Below are 14,763 nucleotides of genomic sequence, written 5' to 3' on the forward strand. Positions count from 1 at the left end.
CGGCCATGACCTTCGCCGATCCCGTTCCGCCGATCACCGCCGGGCCGGTCGACACGCCGCTCGGCCCGATGCTGGCCCTGGTCGATGCCGCCGGCGCCCTGGTCGGCCTCGATTTCGAGGACACCGACGGCACCCCGACCTTCAGCCAGCGCCGCCTGGCCCGGGAGGGGCTGCAGACCGGTCCGGCCGACCCCGCCGCGCTGCGTCCGATCGCGGACCAACTGGCCGAATACTTCGCCGGCCGCCGCCGGGTGTTCGACCTGCCCCTGGCGCCCTTCGGCACGCCGTTCCAGCGCCGGGTCTGGGCGGCGCTCTGCGCCATCCCCTGCGGCACGGCCCTGACCTATCGCGACCTGGCGCTGCAGCTCGGCCGGCCACAGGCGGCACGTGCGGTCGGCGCCGCCAACGGCGCCAACCCGATCTCGGTGGTGGTGCCCTGCCACCGCCTGGTCGGCAGCGACGGCACCCTGACCGCCTATGGCGGCGGCCTGCACCGCAAGGCGGCGCTGCTGGAGCTGGAGGGTGCGAGGCCGGCGACGCTGGTCTTGCCGATCGATGATCAGGTGACAAACGCGATGAGGCGGAGGAGCCAGCCTGCATGACCGAGATGACGCAGAGGGACGACCGGGAGAAGAGGCGCGAGTCGTTTCGTCAGGACGCGCTTGAAGCCTGGGCGGAGTTCCAGGCGACCGGGCTTCACCTCACTGCGGAGGAGGTTCAGGAATGGCTTGCCAGTTGGGGCACTGAAGACGAACTGCCAATGCCTGTCTGTCATAAGTAGTCTTCACCTTCCGCCCAAACCCTTCACGCCGCCGCCGGCTGTGGCGCCCGGCGGGGCAACGCCAGGGCCAGGAGGCCGGCCAGGACGGCGAGGCCGATCGAGCCGGCCCAGAGCGGCGCATAGTCGGCGAAGCGGTCGAACACCACCCCGCCCAGGAACGCGCCGAGCGCCCCGCCCGTGGCGTGGCCGGCCGAGATCAGCCCCATCGCCAGGCCTAGTCGCGCGGTGCCGAGATGGCTCGCCGCCAGGCTGACCGTGACCGGCACGGTCGAATAGTCGAACAAGCCGAACACCACCGCGAAGACGTAGAGCCAGCGGATGTCGGGGCCGAGGCCGATCAGCAGGACGAAGCTGGCGGCCCGGGCCAGGTAGATCACGCCGAGCAGCAGCGGCCGGTCGATCCGGTCGGTCAGCCATCCGGCCAGCACCATCCCGGCCAGGTTCACCGCCGACAGCACGCCGTAGGCGGTGGCGCTGGGCAGGGGCGGGAAGCCGCACAGGGCGGCGAAGGGCAGCAGATGCGTCTCGATCACCCCGGTGGTGGTGAAGCCGCAGATGGCGAAGCTCCAGAACAGCAGGTGGAACACCGGGCTGCGCAGCAGCGCCGCCGGCCCGCCGGCATCGGCCTCCTGCCGCGACGGCGCCGCCGGCTTCGGCTCGCCGCGCAGCGCCGCCCAGGCGGCGAGGCCCAGCGCCAGGCACGCGGCGGCCATGGCGGCGAAGCCGCCGCGCCACGCCGCGCCCGCCGCCAGCAGCGCCACCAGCGGCACCAGCACCAGCTGTCCCGCCGTGGCGCCGGCGGTGGCGATGCCGGTGGCCAGGCCGCGGCCCTCGCTGAAGCGCCGGGCCACCGCCGCGGCGACGATGTTGGTGCCGACCGCGGTGAAGCCGATCGCGGCGACGAGGCCGAAGCCGATCAGGAACAGGACGGTGGAGCGTCCCGTGGCGACGATCGCGGCGCCGGCGGCGATCAGCAGCAGGCCGCCGGCCAGCAGGCGGCGCGGGCCGTGGCGGTCGACCGCGGCGCCCATCAGCGGCGCCATCGCCGCCATCACGCACAGCGCCAGCGCGCTGGCGCCGGACAGGAAGCTGCGGTCCCAGCCCAGCTCCGCCTCGATCGCCGGCATCGACAACCCCAGCACGGCGCGGACCGAGAAGGACAGCGCCAGCGCCGCGAAGCCGATGCCGACCAGGACCCAGCGGCCGCCCGGCGCCCGTTCCCGCATGATGTTGCTCCCTGCACAGATCGGCTGAAGTCTCGCCGGGCCGGCAGCAGCCAGGCAAACGAGATTCCGTGCGGTTCGGGTTTAGAAGGGCTAAACCGGAGGCATGACGGGACCGCTCCCCCTCCTCGGCCTCCGGGCCTATGCCGAGATCGGCCGACGCGGCAGCGTCAAGGCGGCCGCTGAGGCCGTGGGCGTGACCCCGGGCGCGGTCAGCCAGCAGCTCAAGCTGCTGGAAGAACGGCTGGGGCTGGCGCTGTTCGTGCGCGATCGTCGCGGCATCCGCCTGACCGAAGCCGGCGCCCGGGCGCATCCACTGGTCCAGCGCGGCTTCGACCAGCTGGCCGAGGCGCTCGACCTGCTGGCGGCGGAGGGGCGGCGGGAGACGCTGACGGTCAGCACCGCGCCGGCCTTCGCCGCCTCCTGGCTGGTGCCGCGGCTGGGCCGCTTCACCGCCCGCCATCCCGGCATCGAGGTGCGGGTCGAGGCGACGACCGCGCTGTCCGACCTCGGCCGGGTCGACGTGGTGCTGCGCCACGGCCTCGGCCAGTGGCCGGGTCTCGTCTCCGAGCCCCTCCTGGCCCCGCGCCTGCTGCCGGTCGCCAGCCCCGGGCTGCTGCGCTGCGGCCCGCCAATCGCCGGGCCGGCGGACTGCCTGGCCTATCCGCTGCTGCAGGACGGCGACCGGGCCGACTGGCGGCTGTGGCTGGCGGCGCAGGGGATCGAGGACCCGCGGGCCGAGCGTGGCCCCGCCTTCGACAGCGACCTGCTGCTGGTGCGGGCGGCGATCGCCGGCCAGGGGCTGGCGCTGATCCGCGACCTCTATGTCGAGGAGGAGATCGCCGCCGGCCGCCTGGTCCTGGCGCTCGACCGGCCCTGGCCGACGCGCTTCGCCTATTACGTCGCCGCCCGCCCCGCGGCATGGCGGACGCCGAAGCTGGCCGCCTTCCGCGCCTGGCTTGCCGAGGAGGTGCGCGAGGCCGGGGAGGCGCCGGGCGAGCCCGGCTGAGCCCTCTCGCTTCACATGCGGCATCTGTGGTTCACTGCCGCGCCTGACGACATCCTCGGGGAGGACCTTCGGCCATGACGACCACGCCGCGCTTCACCCTGCACCATGCGCCGCGCTCCCGCTCCGCCCGCATCCTGTGGCTGCTGGAGGAGACCGGGGTGCCCTTCGACATCGCGCTGCACGATTTCGCCAAGGCGACGCACAAGGACCCCGCCTATCTCGCCATCAACCCGGCCGGCAAGGTGCCGGCGCTGATCGACCGCGGCCCGGCCGGGGACTGGTCGCCGCCGGCGGTGGTGACCGAAAGCGCCGCGATCTGCGCCTATGTCGCCGACGCCGTGCCCGAGGCCGGCCTCGCCCCGCCGGTCGGCTCGCGCGAGCGCGCTGCCTATGCCACCTGGATCGGCTACTGCCCCTCGGTGCTCGAGCCTGCCCTGTCCGATTCGGTGTTCCCGCGGCGGGAGGAGCCGCCGGCCAGCACCATCGGCTGGTGCCCCTTCCCCGAGGCGCTGCGGCGGGTCGAGTCGGCGCTGCAGGCCGGCGGCCCCTATCTGCTCGGCGAGCGGTTCAGCGCCGCCGACGTGCTGATCGGGTCGCTGCTGCAGTGGCTGCACGGCTGGGGCAAGCTGCCGGAGACGCCGACGCTCTCCGCCTATCTCGCCACGCTGGCCGCGCGTCCGGCGCTGCAGCGCGCCCAGGCCCAGGACGCGGCGCCGGCGGCGGCATGATCCTGCGCCCCGCCGTTCCTGCCGACGCGCCGGCCCTGGCGGCGCTGCATGTCGCGGTCTGGCGCGACACCTACCGCGACCTGGCGCCGCCCGAGGCTGCGGCCGCGCTCGACGTCGCCCGCCGCCAGGCGCGGTGGGAGGCGATCCTGGCCGATCCGGCGCAGATCGCCCTGGTGGCGGAGATCGACGGCGCGCTGGCCGGCTTCGGCCTGGCCGGGCCGCCCGGCGACCCGGCCTTCGGCGACCGGGGCGAGGTGAAGTATCTCTATGTCGGGCGCAGCTTCGCCCGCCGCGGCATTGGCCGCCGGCTGCTCGCCGCCCTGGCCGCCGCGCTGGCCGAGCGGGGCTATGCGGCGCTCGGCCTCGGCGTGGTGGCCGGCAACGACCCGGCGATCGCCTTCTACGAGGCGCAGGGCGGCCGCCGGATCGGCGCCTACACCGACCCCGGCCCGCTCTGGCGCTCGCACAACCTGCTCTACGCCTGGGAGGACCTCGCGGCCCTGGCCGCGCGGGGGTAGGCTCAGTCGAACCGCAGCCGCTCGACCAGGAAGTCGATGAAGGCGCGCACCCGGGCCGGCATGGTGCCGCGGCCCAGGAACAGGGCGTGGATCTCCTCCATCTCGCGCGGGTCGTAATCCGGCAGCAGCTCGACCAGCCGGCCGGCGGCCAGGTCGTCCCTGATGTGATAGAGGGCGGTGCGGCCGATCCCCATCCCGGCCAGCACCGCCTGGCGCAGCGTCTCGCCGTTGTTGACCACCAGGGGCCCGGTCACCTGCATCGGCCGCGGCCCCTCCGGCCCGGCCAGGATCCAGTCAGTGAAGCTGCGCCGGTAGTTGAAGGTCAGGCAGTCATGCGCCGCCAGGTCGGCGGGCGTCCGCGGCGTGCCCCGCCGCTCGAGATAGGACGGCGCCGCGATCAGAAGGCGCCGGCTGGCGCCCAGCTTGCGGGCCTGCAGGCTGCTGTCGCGCAGCGGCCCGTGGCGGATGGCGACGTCGGTGCGCTCGGCCAGGATGTCGACCACCTCGTCGGTCAGGCTGACATCCAGCGTCACCGCCGGGAAGCGGGCGCGGAACTCCGGCAGTAGCGGCACCACGCAATGCGTGCCGAAGGGGATCGAGGCGCTGATCCTGAGCCGCCCCCGCGGCGCGGCCGAGCCGGAGACGCCGGCCTCCGCCTCGGCGATGTCGGCCAGGATGCGGCTGGCCTGCTCGTAGAACAGGTCGCCCTCGGGCGTCGGCCGCAGGCTGCGGGTCGAACGGGCCAGCAGGCGCACCCCCAGCCGGTCCTCCAGCCGCCCGATCAGCTTGGCGACGGCGGAGGGAGTCAGCCCGAGGCGCCGGGCGGCGGCGGAGAAGCTGCCCTCCTCCACCACCCGCGCGAAGACTTCCATCTCGCCGGACCGGTTGATGTTCATGGCTTTCTCGCGGGAATTCTTAACATTTGTTCTTCGTAATCTTCGAAATCTGGTTTCGATGAATTTATGTCGAGTCGACGGTAGATTTCGCGATCAGGGCGTGCCATGCTGCACTGCATCAAAGCAGAGTCCGAAGTGTGGGCGGCTTCGTGCGCGACGGGGCCTGATCCGATACAACGGGGGAGAGGATGTCGACGATCGTGATCGAACAGGACGGCGTTCGACGCAAGGCGAGCGCGTCGTTCTTCCGTGGCGAGACGACGAATTTCTATCCCAGCGACAAGTCGCTCGAGCGCAGCAGTGTCGTCTCCGAATACCTTGCCAAGGGCTGGATGCCGGCGGATCGGTTCGTCACCAAGGAGACGCCGATCGTCGCCTTCGGCTCCTGCTTCGCCGAGAACATCAGCCGGTACCTGCACAAGGCCGGCTTCAACGTGCTGACCAAGCGCGACAACCTCGCCTATGTCTCGAAGATGGGCGACGGCATGGTCAACACCTTCGCCATCCGCCAGCAGTTCGAATGGGCCTGGCTGGGCAAGACGCCGCAGGCCGAGCTGTGGCACGGCTACGATGCCGCCGAATTCGGCTATGACGAAGCCGTCCGGCTGCGCACCAAGGCGCTGTTCGACGAGGCGGAGCTGTTCGTCATCACCCTCGGCCTGTCGGAGGTGTGGTACGACGAGCCGACCGGCGAGGTGTTCTGGCGGGCGGTGCCGAAGGACAGATACGACCCGTCGCGGCACAAGTTCCGGGTTGCCAGCCATGCCGAGACCCTGGAGAACCTGCAGGCGATCCATGCGCTGATCCGCGCCTTCCGGCCGGATGCGGCGGTGCTGTTCACGGTGTCGCCGATCCCGCTGACCGCGACCTTCCGGCCGGTGACCTGCCTGTCGGCCAATGCGGTGTCGAAGGCGATCCTGCGCTCGGCGATGGACGAGTTCTTCCGCCGCAACGCGCCGAACGATCCGCGGCTGTTCTACTTCCCGAGCTACGACATCGTCATGCACGGCTTCAGCCACCAGTGGCGGGACGACCGGCGGCACGTCTATTCGCATGTGCTCGACTTCAACATGAAGGTGTTCGAGCGCTACTACTGCCGGACCGCGCTGGATGACGAGGGGCTGCTGGCCTCCTTCCGCTACGCCCAGCGCCAGGACCGGCTGATCGGCCAGCTCGGCCACGCCGCGGTGGCGCTGGAGGAGGCCGAGACGGCGGATGAGCGCAAGGCGGCCAGGGTCGCGCTGGCGAAGCGGAGGCGCGAGCTGGAGCGGGCGAAGATCCGCGAGGAGCGTCGGCAGCAGCGGATCGCTGTGCGCCGCGCTGCCGCCGGCCCGGCGATCGCGGCGGAGTAGGGCTGGCGTCTCCATGTTTGCCGCGGTCTTTGAACCTGCGTCACAGCTGATTGGATTTTCCGAAGCATAGTCCAAGACAGGCCCGGCGACCATCTTGCGGTGAGTTCTCATTGCAAGGTGGCCGTCATGCCCGTTGCCCTCTATGCCCTCGCGGTCGGTGCCTTCGGCATCGGCATCACCGAATTCGTCATCATGGGCCTGCTGCTGGAGGTCGGGACCGATCTCGGCGTCTCGATCTCCACCGCCGGCCTCCTGATCAGCGGCTACGCGCTCGGCGTCGTCGCCGGCGCGCCGATCCTCACCGCCCTGACCGGCCGGATGTCGCGGAAATCCGTGCTGCTGGGGCTGATGGTGATCTTCACCCTCGGCAACCTGGCCTGCGCGGTGGCGCCCGACTACGCCACGCTGATGGCGGCGCGGGTGCTGACCGCCTTCGCCCACGGCACCTTCTTCGGCGTCGGCTCGGTGGTCGCCACCGGCCTGGTGCCGGTGCAGAAGCGCGCCTCGGCCATCGCCATCATGTTCACCGGCCTGACGGTCGCCAACATCCTGGGCGTACCCTTCGGCACCTGGCTGGGCCAGGGCTTCGGCTGGCGCGCCACCTTCTGGGCCGTGACCGCGGTCGGCATCGTCGCTCTGGCCATCATCGCCCTCGCCGTGCCGAAGGACGAAGCGCCGGCCGAGGACTCCGACTGGCGGCAGGACCTGAAGGTGCTGGCGCGCCGTCCGGTGCTGCTGGGCCTGCTGACCACCGTGCTGGGCTTCGCCGCGGTCTTCGCCGTCTTCACCTATATCGCGCCGATCCTGACGCAGATCACCGGCGTGTCGGAGCGGGCGGTGTCCCCGATCCTGCTGGTGTTCGGCGGCGGCCTCGTGGTCGGCAACCTGCTGGGCGGCAGGTTCGCCGACCGCTGGCTGGTGCCGACCGTGCTGGGCAGCATGCTGGTCCTGGCCGCGGTGCTGGGGCTGATGACCTTCGCCGTGCACAGCACCGTCCTGGCGGTGATCTTCGTCGGCCTGCTCGGCGCCGCCGGCTTCGCCACCGTGGCGCCGCTGCAGATGTGGGTGATGGAGAAGGCGCAGGGCGCCGGCCAGAGCCTGGCGTCCAGCTTCAACATCGCCGCCTTCAACCTCGGCAACGCGATCGGCGCCTGGCTCGGCGGCCAGGTGATCGAGCACGGCCCCGGTCTCGGCGCGGTGCCCTGGGTGGCGGCGCTGGTGCCCCTGGTCGGCGTCGCGGTGGCCATGGTCAGCCTGCGGCTCGACCGCCGCGCCCCCGCGCTGGTCCCGGCCGCGGACTGCGCCTCCTGATCCGCACGGAACTGTTCATGCGAGACGGCCCGCGGACCCCGGGCGGGCGTCTTCTCTTGCCGAAATCGTTGGAGCTTCCGATGCCGCTCGACCCCCAGGCCCAGGCCGTGCTCGACGCCCGCCGGGACGCACAGGCCTTCGACTACGATACCGTCACGGCGGCGGAGTTCCGCGCCGCCTTCGCCATCCCGGCGCCGTCCGGCCCGCCGGCCGGCGGGCTTCGGGTCGAGGACCGGGCGATCGACGGTCCCGGCGGGCCGCTCGGCCTCCGGCTCTACCGGCCGGATGGGGCCGGGCCGTATCCGGTCACGTTGTTCCTGCATGGCGGCGGCTTCACCATCGGCAGCCCGGATGCCACCGACGGCATCTGCCGCGCCTTGGCTGCCGGGGCCGGCAGCCTCGTGGTTTCGGTCGACTACCGGCTGGCGCCGGAGGCGCCCTTCCCGGCCGGGCTGCGGGACGCCGAAGCGGCGCTCGACTGGGTGCACGGGAACGCGGCGAAAATCGGCGGCGACGCCGGACGGATCGCGGTGGCGGGCAACAGCTCCGGCGGCAATTTCGCCGCCGTTCTGGCGCAGCGATCCCGGTCGGAAGGACCGGCACTATGCCACCAGTTGCTGCTGTTCCCCGCGCTCGACGCCGCCGCCGAAGCCGAGTCCTGGCGCCTGCATGGGGAAGGGCTCATCCTGACCGCACCGATGATGCGCTGGTTCTGGCGGCTGTACCTGCCGGATCCGGCCCTGGCTTCCGACCCCCGCGTGTCGCCGCTGCGCCGGCCCGACCTCTTCGGCCTGCCGCCTGCCACCATCTTCACCGCCGAATACGACCTGCTGCGCGACGAGGGCGAGGCCTATGCCGTGGCGCTGCAGGCCGCCGGGGTGCCGGTGGCGCTGCGGCGCTGGCCCGGCCAGCTGCATGATTTCCTGCTGATGCAGGGCGCGGTCGATGCGGCGGAGGATGGGCTGCGCGAAGCCGCAGCGGCGCTGCGCCGCGGCTTCGCCTGACCGGCGCAGCTAGGCTGTGGCCCGCTGCGGCACGATGCTGTCGGTCAGCGCCATCTGCCGCTCGCGGTCGACCATGTAGTCGCGGGTGATCGGCACGGTGTCGATGCGCTTGGCGAATTGCAGCTGGAACACCACGGTGGTGCGGTAGCGGAAGCCGACCTCGCACAGCGCCAGGTAGAACTCCCACATCCGGCAGAAGCGCTCGTCATACAGCTTCGCCGCATCGGCCCAGCGGGCCATGAAGCGCTCGCGCCAGTGCCGCAGCGTCTCGGCATAGTGGATGCGCAGCACCTCGACATCGGTGATGAACAGGCCGCTGCGCTCCGCCATCGTCGCCAGCTCCGACAGGGTCGGCAGGTCGGCACCCGGGAAGATGTATTTGCGGATGAAGGGGTTGATCGGGCCCGGCGTGTCGGAATAGCCGATGGTGTGGATCAGCGCGACGCCGTCATCCGCCAGCAGGTCGTGCAGCTTGGCGAAGAACTCGGCGTAGTTGCGCTTGCCGACATGCTCGAACATGCCGACCGAGACGATGCGGTCGTAGGGGCCGGGCTCCTGGCGATAGTCGCGCAGGTGGAACTTCGCCCGGTCGGCCAGCCCGGCCGCCGCCGCTCGTGCCGTGCTCAGCTTGTGCTGCTCGGTGCTCAGCGTCACGCCGGTCACGTCCGCCCCGGCCTCGCGGGCGAGATAGAGGCCGAGCCCGCCCCAGCCGGAGCCGATGTCCAGCGTCTTCAGCCCCGGCTTGTCGAACAGCAGCTTGGCGGCGATGTGCCGCTTCTTGTTCAGCTGCGCCGTCTCCAGGCTGTCCTCGGGGGTGGCGAAATAGGCGCAGGAATACTGGCGGTCTGCGTCCAGGAACAGGTCGTACAGCTCGGCCGACAGATCGTAGTGATGGGCGACGTTCCGCTGCGCCTTGCCGATCGGGTTGTGCTGCTTCAGCCCGCGGGTCACCCGCTCGATCAGCGCCAGCCAGCCATGGCGGTCGACCTTCAGGTTCCGCGCCACCAGCGCCAGGAAGTCGTAGAGCGAGCCCTCCTCGACCGTCAGCTGGCCGTCCATATAGGCCTCGCCCAGCGCCAGGCCGGGGTTCAGGGCCAGCGTATAGGCCAGGCGCGGCGACTTCAGCCGGATCACGGCGCGGGGCGGCGAGTCGTCGCCGATCTTGTGCGCGACGCCGGCGGCGTCGATCACCCGCAGGCTGCCGTCCCGGACGATCGATTTCAGAAGTGCGATGAACATCCTGCCCAAATCTCTCGTTTGATCCGTCGCCGCCTGGCGCGGGTCGGGCATGGCCGAGAACCCGGATGCCGGGGCGATTCCCCTGTCCAAGGGCAAAGTTGGATCATGCCTGGGAACATTTGTGTACCCTTTTTGTCGAATCCCGCCGATCAGCCGCGGCGGATCTCCGGCACCAGCGCCGCCGCCTGGCCCAGCTCCGCCACGAAGCGGCGATGCTCCGCCTCCCGCGCCGCCGCGTCGGGCAGGCGCAGCAGGTAGGATGGGTGGACCGTGACCAGCCCCGGCAGGTCGTCGCCGAAGCGCAGCGGCCGGCCGCGCAGCGCCGACAGCGGCCCGGCATGGTCGGACAGCGCCCGCGCCGCGGTCGCGCCCAGCGCCACGGCCAGGCGCGGGCGGATCAGGCCCAGCTCCTGCTGCACCCACCAGCGGCAGGCCTCGACCTCGCCGCTGTCCGGGCGCTGGTGGATGCGGCGCCTGCCGCGCAGCTGGTACTTGAAGTGCTTCACCGCGTTGGTGACGTAGATGCGGCCGCGGTCGATCCCGGCCTCGGCCAGCGCCCGGTCCAGCAGCTGCCCCGCCGGGCCGACGAAGACGCGGCCGGCCAAGTCCTCCTGGTCGCCCGGCTGCTCGCCGACGAAGACGACCGGCGCGTCCGGCGGCCCCTCGCCCAGAACGGGCTGGGTCGCCGGGCCGTGCAGCGGGCAACGGCGGCAGGCGGCGATCTCCGACGCCAGCCCGGCCAGGGTGCCGGCGGGGCCGGGGGCGTGCAGGTCCGGCGCCGGGATCGCCTTGCGCGGCGGCTCCGGCAGCGCCGCGATCATCGCCCGGGTGCGGGCCGCGGCGCCGTCCAGCAGCCCGGGAATCAACGCGGCCTCGGGCAGGTTGCGCCAGTAGCGCTTCGGCATCTCCGCCCGCAGCATCGCCGGGTTGGCGCGCGCCGGGTTGAAGGTGGCGGCGTAGTAGCGGCCCCAGGCCTCCTCCAGCCCGTCCTCGTCCGGCGCATCCTCGCGCCGCATCGCCGGGCCGATCGCCAGTCCGCTTCCGTCCCAGTGCAGCGACCCGTCCGGCGTCAGGATCGACCAGCGCATCGCCGCGAACCGGCCGATGAAGAACGGCGCGGCCCGGCGCAGGATGTGGTGCTCCGGCTCGAACCAGGCGACGAAGCGCTCGCCGCCCTCCGCCTCGATCCGGCGGAAGCGCAGGAAGGCGGTCATCCGGTGCTCGTCCCGGTCGACCGCGCCGGCCATCCGCTCCAGCCGCCGGGCCAGCGGATGGGTGAGGTCCTGCAGCAGGCGGGGCTCGCCATGCCCCAGCCGCCACAGCGCGGTGTAGAGCAGGGCGAAGCGCTCCGGGTCGCGGTGGCAAATCACCGGCTCCGCCAGCTCATGGAACCGCTTCGGCACGGCCAGCGGCGGGGCCGCCGCGTCCTCCGGCGCCGGATCGCCGAAGGGCAGGGCATTTTCCTCGCCCTCCTGCCAGGACACGGTCTCCGGCGCCGCGCCGGCGGCGATCAGGCCGCGGGCGGCCTGGCGGAAGGCGTCGAGGTCGTCGGGACGGGCGATCCGGACCGTGCGCATCAGGCGAACAGCGACAGTTGGGCCGGCTTCGGCGCCAGCCGAGCGCGCAGGTCGGCGCGGTCCAGCAGCCGGGTCGGGCGATGGTCGGCCGTGACGATGAAGGGCAGGGCCCGCTTCAGCCCGCCGGTCAGCCGGGCCAGATCGGCCAGCCGCAGCGGGTGGATCCGGCGCGCCTCGATGATCCGGTCCACCGTCCGCGCGCCCAGGCCGGGCACGCGCAGCAGCAGGCCGCGCTCGGCCCGGTTGACGTCGACCGGGAAGCGGTCGCGGTGGCGCAGCGCCCAGGCCAGCTTGGGGTCGACCGCCAGATCCAGCATGCCGTCCGGCGCGCCGGCCAGGATCTCCTCCGCCGCGAAGCCGTAGAAGCGCATCAGCCAGTCCGCCTGGTACAGCCGGTGCTCGCGCTGCAGCGGCGGCGCCTTGGCCGGCAGGCTCTGGCTGGCCTCCGGGATCGGGCTGAAGGCGGAGTAATAGACCCGCTTCAGCCGGTAGCCGGCATAGAGGCCGGCGACGGTTCCCAGGATGGCGTTGTCGTCGGCCCCGTCGGCGCCGACGATCAGCTGCGTGCTCTGCCCGGCGGGGGCGAAGCGGGGCGCCTTCGGCTCCGCCTCCGCCTCCTCGATCCCGAGCCGCAGCCGGCCCATGGCGCCGCGGATGGTGCGGCTGCGCTTCTCCGGCGCCAGCCGGATCAGCCCGTCCTCGGTCGGCAGCTCGATGTTGATCGACAGCCGGTCGGCGTGGCGGCCGGCCACTTCCAGCAGCTCCGGGCTCGCCTCCGGGATCGTCTTCAGATGGATGTAGCCGCGGAAGCCGTGCTCCTCGCGCAGCCGGCGCGCCACCTCGACCAGCTGCTCCATCGTGTGGTCGGCGGAGCGGATGATGCCGGAGGACAGGAACAGCCCCTCGATATAGTTGCGCCGGTAGAAGCCGAGGGTCAGCCGGACCACCTCATCCACCGTGAATCGGGCGCGGCGGACGTTGCTGCTGCGCCGGTTGATGCAGTAGGCGCAGTCGTACTGGCAGAAATTGGTCAGCAGGATCTTCAGCAGCGACACGCAGCGCCCGTCCGGCGTGTAGGAATGGCAGATGCCGCGGCCGTTGGTGGAGCCCAGCCCCTTGCCATCCCGCGAATCGCGGGTGGCGGCGCCGGAGGAGGCGCAGGACACGTCGTATTTCGCGGCGTCCGCCAGGATCTCCAGCTTGGCCTCGGGGGTCATCGCTCGGCTCATGTTGCTAATTTGTTCTAATTGCGTGGAGAGTCAACGGCCGTGTTGCCGCGCTAGACTGTCCATCGCGAATCCAGGGGAGAGATCCATGGCCGAGGTCACCGACAACCCGGCGCTGAGCCGCTACGAGATGGCGATCGACGGCGTTACCGCCTTCGTCGCCTATCGCCGCGCCGGCGATGTGGTCGAGCTGACTCACACCGAGGTGCCGAAGGTGCTGTCGGGCCGCGGCGTCGGCACTGCCCTGGCGCGCGGCACGCTGGACCGGATCCGCGCCGCCGGCCTGAAGGTCCGGCCGCTGTGCCCGTTCATCGCCGCCTTCATCGAGCGCCACCCGGATGACGCCGATCTGGTCGCCGCCGATCGCGGTTGACGCTGTCCGCCGCCGCCCCGCAGATTTGCCGGACAAGAAACCTGCGAGGCGAAAATGGCGGAGCTGTGCGATCTCGAGGCGGTGGAGCTGCGGCGCCTGATCGGGGCGGGGGAGGTCTCGCCGGTCGATCTGGTCGAGAGCTGCATCGCCCGGATCGAGGCGGCGGACCCGGCGGTCAACGCCATCACTGCCAAGGCCTATGACCGGGCCCGGGCCGAGGCGCGGGCGGCCGAGGCCGCGGTGCGCCGCGGCGACGCCCTCGGCCCGCTGCACGGGCTGCCGATCGGGGTCAAGGACCTCAGCGACACCGAAGGGCTGCTGACCGCCTATGGCTCGCCGCTCTTCGCCGACAACGTGCCGGCGGCGGACGAGCGGGTGGTGGCGGTGCTGCGCCAGGCCGGCGCCATCGTGCTGGCCAAGACCAACACGCCGGAATTCGGCGCCGGCGCCAACACCCGCAACGAGGTGTTCGGTCCGACCCGCAACCCCTTCGACCACGAGCTGACCTGCGCCGGCTCCTCCGGCGGCTCGGCGGTGGCGCTGGCCTGCGGCATGGTCCCGCTGGCCACAGGCTCCGACCTCGCCGGCAGCCTGCGCACCCCCGCCGCCTATTGCGGCATCGTCGGCTTCCGCCCGACGCCGGGGCTGATCCCGACCGAGACCCGCGGCCATGGCTGGTCGCCGCTGTCGGTCGACGGGCCGATGGCGCGGACGGTGACGGATGCGGCGCTGCTGCTGTCCGCCATGGTCGGCCACGATCCGCGCGACCCGCTGTCGCTCGGCGTCGACGGCGCGGCCTTCCGGGCGCTCGACACGGTCGATCTTGGCGGCCTGACCGTCGCCTTCACCGAGGATCTCGGCTTCGCCCCGGTCGACAGCCGCGTCCGCCGCAGCTTCCGCGCCGCCCGCCGGGCGCTGGAGCCGGCAGTCGGCCGCAGCGTCGATTTCGCCGTCGACATGAGCGGGGTGGACGAGGCCTTCGCCACGCTGCGCGCCGTCGGCTTCGTCGCGGCGCATCGCGAGAAGGTCGAGGCGACGCCGGACAAGGTCGGGCCGAACGTCACCGCCAATGTCGCCGCCGGGCTGAAGCTCGGCCTCGCCGACGTGGCCGACGCGCTGACGGTGCAGACCCGCGTCGTCCGCGACGCCGACGCCTTCCTCTCCGGGGTCGACGTGGTGATCTGCCCGGTCGCCGGCCACCCGCCCTTCCCGTGGCAGGACTGGTATCCGGCCGCGATCGACGGCGCCGCCCTGTCCAGCTACTTCCACTGGCTCGCGCTGGCCTATGGCCCGACGCTGGCGGGCCTGCCCTCGGTGGCGCTGCCCTTCGGCCGCGACGAATCCGGCCTGCCTTTCGGCCTGCAGATCATCGGCCGCCGCCGCGGCGATCATGCAGTGCTGTCCGCCGCCCGGGCGATCGAGGCCTGGGCCGGGCGGAACGGCTTCGGCCGCGCGGTGCCGAACGTCGCCTGACGATTTTTGGCAGGGCCTGTCACATCCGCGAACGCTGCCTCGTCTTGATGTCG

The 14,763-nt window shown here is 72.2% G+C and carries 15 protein-coding genes; 10 read left to right on the plus strand and 5 right to left on the minus strand.

Annotated features, from left to right (window positions below):
* Nucleotides 1-5 precede the first annotated feature (5 nt).
* Both LG391_RS09545 and LG391_RS09550 read left to right on the plus strand, forming a co-directional pair.
* Entirely contained in the window at nt 6-602 is a 597-nt protein-coding gene (locus LG391_RS09545; RefSeq protein ID WP_225767779.1) for a methylated-DNA--[protein]-cysteine S-methyltransferase, read from the plus strand.
* The gene (locus tag LG391_RS09550; RefSeq protein WP_225767780.1) at nt 599-781 is read left to right on the plus strand and encodes a hypothetical protein; all 183 of its coding nucleotides are present in this window, start codon (nt 599-601) and stop codon (nt 779-781) included. Before LG391_RS09545 ends, LG391_RS09550 begins: the two co-directional genes overlap by 4 nt.
* Before the next feature lie 23 nt (nt 782-804).
* On the opposite strand, the gene LG391_RS09555 is transcribed toward LG391_RS09550, so the two are convergent.
* Nucleotides 805-2,007, minus strand: a complete 1,203-nt coding sequence (locus LG391_RS09555; protein ID WP_225767781.1) for an MFS transporter — start codon at nt 2,005-2,007, stop codon at nt 805-807.
* A gap of 103 nt (nt 2,008-2,110) precedes the next feature.
* Here LG391_RS09555 and LG391_RS09560 point away from each other — a divergent pair, with 103 nt between their 5' ends.
* The 3 genes from LG391_RS09560 to LG391_RS09570 all read left to right on the plus strand — a co-directional run bounded on the left by LG391_RS09560 (nt 2,111) and on the right by LG391_RS09570 (nt 4,259).
* Nucleotides 2,111-3,013, plus strand: coding sequence for a LysR substrate-binding domain-containing protein (locus tag LG391_RS09560; RefSeq protein WP_225767782.1), 903 nt, complete (start codon nt 2,111-2,113; stop codon nt 3,011-3,013).
* Nucleotides 3,014-3,087: 74 nt separating this feature from the next.
* Nucleotides 3,088-3,741, plus strand: a complete 654-nt coding sequence (locus LG391_RS09565; protein WP_225767783.1) for a glutathione S-transferase family protein — start codon at nt 3,088-3,090, stop codon at nt 3,739-3,741.
* A complete protein-coding gene (locus LG391_RS09570) occupies nt 3,738-4,259 on the plus strand; it encodes a GNAT family N-acetyltransferase (protein WP_225767784.1) in 522 nt (173 codons plus the stop codon). The genes LG391_RS09565 and LG391_RS09570 overlap by 4 nt, the downstream gene beginning before the upstream one ends.
* Nucleotides 4,260-4,261: 2 nt before the next feature.
* Here the strand turns inward: LG391_RS09570 and LG391_RS09575 are convergent, their stop codons facing one another.
* Complete coding sequence (locus tag LG391_RS09575; protein WP_225767785.1) at nt 4,262-5,155, minus strand: LysR family transcriptional regulator; 894 nt, start codon at nt 5,153-5,155, stop codon at nt 4,262-4,264.
* Between the two features lie 188 nt (nt 5,156-5,343).
* On the opposite strand from LG391_RS09575, the gene LG391_RS09580 reads away from it, so the two are divergent.
* The 3 genes from LG391_RS09580 to LG391_RS09590 all read left to right on the plus strand — a co-directional run bounded on the left by LG391_RS09580 (nt 5,344) and on the right by LG391_RS09590 (nt 8,822).
* Nucleotides 5,344-6,507, plus strand: coding sequence for a GSCFA domain-containing protein (locus LG391_RS09580; RefSeq protein WP_225767786.1), 1,164 nt, complete (start codon nt 5,344-5,346; stop codon nt 6,505-6,507).
* A gap of 126 nt (nt 6,508-6,633) precedes the next feature.
* Nucleotides 6,634-7,818 carry an MFS transporter gene (locus tag LG391_RS09585; protein WP_225767787.1) on the plus strand — a complete coding sequence of 395 codons (1,185 nt, stop codon included), beginning with the start codon at nt 6,634-6,636 and terminating at the stop codon, nt 7,816-7,818.
* A gap of 80 nt (nt 7,819-7,898) precedes the next feature.
* Entirely contained in the window at nt 7,899-8,822 is a 924-nt protein-coding gene (locus tag LG391_RS09590; RefSeq protein WP_225767788.1) for an alpha/beta hydrolase, read from the plus strand.
* 9 nt (nt 8,823-8,831) lie between these two features.
* On the opposite strand, the gene LG391_RS09595 is transcribed toward LG391_RS09590, so the two are convergent.
* The 3 genes from LG391_RS09595 to LG391_RS09605 form a co-directional block, all read right to left on the minus strand.
* Nucleotides 8,832-10,061, minus strand: coding sequence for a cyclopropane-fatty-acyl-phospholipid synthase family protein (locus LG391_RS09595; RefSeq protein ID WP_225767789.1), 1,230 nt, complete (start codon nt 10,059-10,061; stop codon nt 8,832-8,834).
* Between the two features lie 149 nt (nt 10,062-10,210).
* Nucleotides 10,211-11,638 (minus strand): UdgX family uracil-DNA binding protein, encoded by a 1,428-nt coding sequence (locus LG391_RS09600; protein ID WP_225767790.1) that lies wholly within the window; start codon nt 11,636-11,638, stop codon nt 10,211-10,213.
* Entirely contained in the window at nt 11,638-12,855 is a 1,218-nt protein-coding gene (locus LG391_RS09605; protein WP_374200736.1) for a putative DNA modification/repair radical SAM protein, read from the minus strand. Before LG391_RS09605 ends, LG391_RS09600 begins: the two co-directional genes overlap by 1 nt.
* 97 nt (nt 12,856-12,952) lie before the next feature.
* On the opposite strand from LG391_RS09605, the gene LG391_RS09610 reads away from it, so the two are divergent.
* Together LG391_RS09610 and LG391_RS09615 are read left to right on the plus strand one after the other, a co-directional pair.
* The gene (locus LG391_RS09610) at nt 12,953-13,237 is read left to right on the plus strand and encodes a GNAT family N-acetyltransferase (protein ID WP_225767792.1); all 285 of its coding nucleotides are present in this window, start codon (nt 12,953-12,955) and stop codon (nt 13,235-13,237) included.
* Between the two features lie 54 nt (nt 13,238-13,291).
* On the plus strand, nt 13,292-14,710 hold the full coding sequence (locus tag LG391_RS09615) for an amidase (protein ID WP_225767793.1): 1,419 nt from the start codon (nt 13,292-13,294) through the stop codon (nt 14,708-14,710).
* Nucleotides 14,711-14,763 lie beyond the last annotated feature (53 nt).

The sequence above is a fragment of the Inquilinus sp. Marseille-Q2685 genome, from assembly GCF_916619195.1.
Lineage (GTDB): Bacteria > Pseudomonadota > Alphaproteobacteria > DSM-16000 > Inquilinaceae > Inquilinus.

Bases quoted from the DNA above. Each gene is read 5' to 3' on its own strand.
- LG391_RS09565 (WP_225767783.1), top strand. From the start codon at position 3,088: ATGACGACCACGCCGCGCTTCACCCTGCACCATGCGCCGCGCTCCCGC.
- LG391_RS09570 (WP_225767784.1), top strand. From the start codon at position 3,738: ATGATCCTGCGCCCCGCCGTTCCTGCCGACGCGCCGGCCCTGGCGGCG.
- LG391_RS09580 (WP_225767786.1), top strand. From the start codon at position 5,344: ATGTCGACGATCGTGATCGAACAGGACGGCGTTCGACGCAAGGCGAGC.
- LG391_RS09600 (WP_225767790.1), bottom strand. From the start codon at position 11,638: ATGCGCACGGTCCGGATCGCCCGTCCCGACGACCTCGACGCCTTCCGC.
- LG391_RS09610 (WP_225767792.1), top strand. From the start codon at position 12,953: ATGGCCGAGGTCACCGACAACCCGGCGCTGAGCCGCTACGAGATGGCG.
- LG391_RS09545 (WP_225767779.1), top strand. From the start codon at position 6: ATGACCTTCGCCGATCCCGTTCCGCCGATCACCGCCGGGCCGGTCGAC.
- LG391_RS09615 (WP_225767793.1), top strand. From the start codon at position 13,292: ATGGCGGAGCTGTGCGATCTCGAGGCGGTGGAGCTGCGGCGCCTGATC.
- LG391_RS09590 (WP_225767788.1), top strand. From the start codon at position 7,899: ATGCCGCTCGACCCCCAGGCCCAGGCCGTGCTCGACGCCCGCCGGGAC.
- LG391_RS09575 (WP_225767785.1), bottom strand. From the start codon at position 5,155: ATGAACATCAACCGGTCCGGCGAGATGGAAGTCTTCGCGCGGGTGGTG.
- LG391_RS09585 (WP_225767787.1), top strand. From the start codon at position 6,634: ATGCCCGTTGCCCTCTATGCCCTCGCGGTCGGTGCCTTCGGCATCGGC.
- LG391_RS09595 (WP_225767789.1), bottom strand. From the start codon at position 10,061: ATGTTCATCGCACTTCTGAAATCGATCGTCCGGGACGGCAGCCTGCGG.
- LG391_RS09550 (WP_225767780.1), top strand. From the start codon at position 599: ATGACCGAGATGACGCAGAGGGACGACCGGGAGAAGAGGCGCGAGTCG.
- LG391_RS09560 (WP_225767782.1), top strand. From the start codon at position 2,111: ATGACGGGACCGCTCCCCCTCCTCGGCCTCCGGGCCTATGCCGAGATC.
- LG391_RS09555 (WP_225767781.1), bottom strand. From the start codon at position 2,007: ATGCGGGAACGGGCGCCGGGCGGCCGCTGGGTCCTGGTCGGCATCGGC.
- LG391_RS09605 (WP_374200736.1), bottom strand. From the start codon at position 12,855: ATGACCCCCGAGGCCAAGCTGGAGATCCTGGCGGACGCCGCGAAATAC.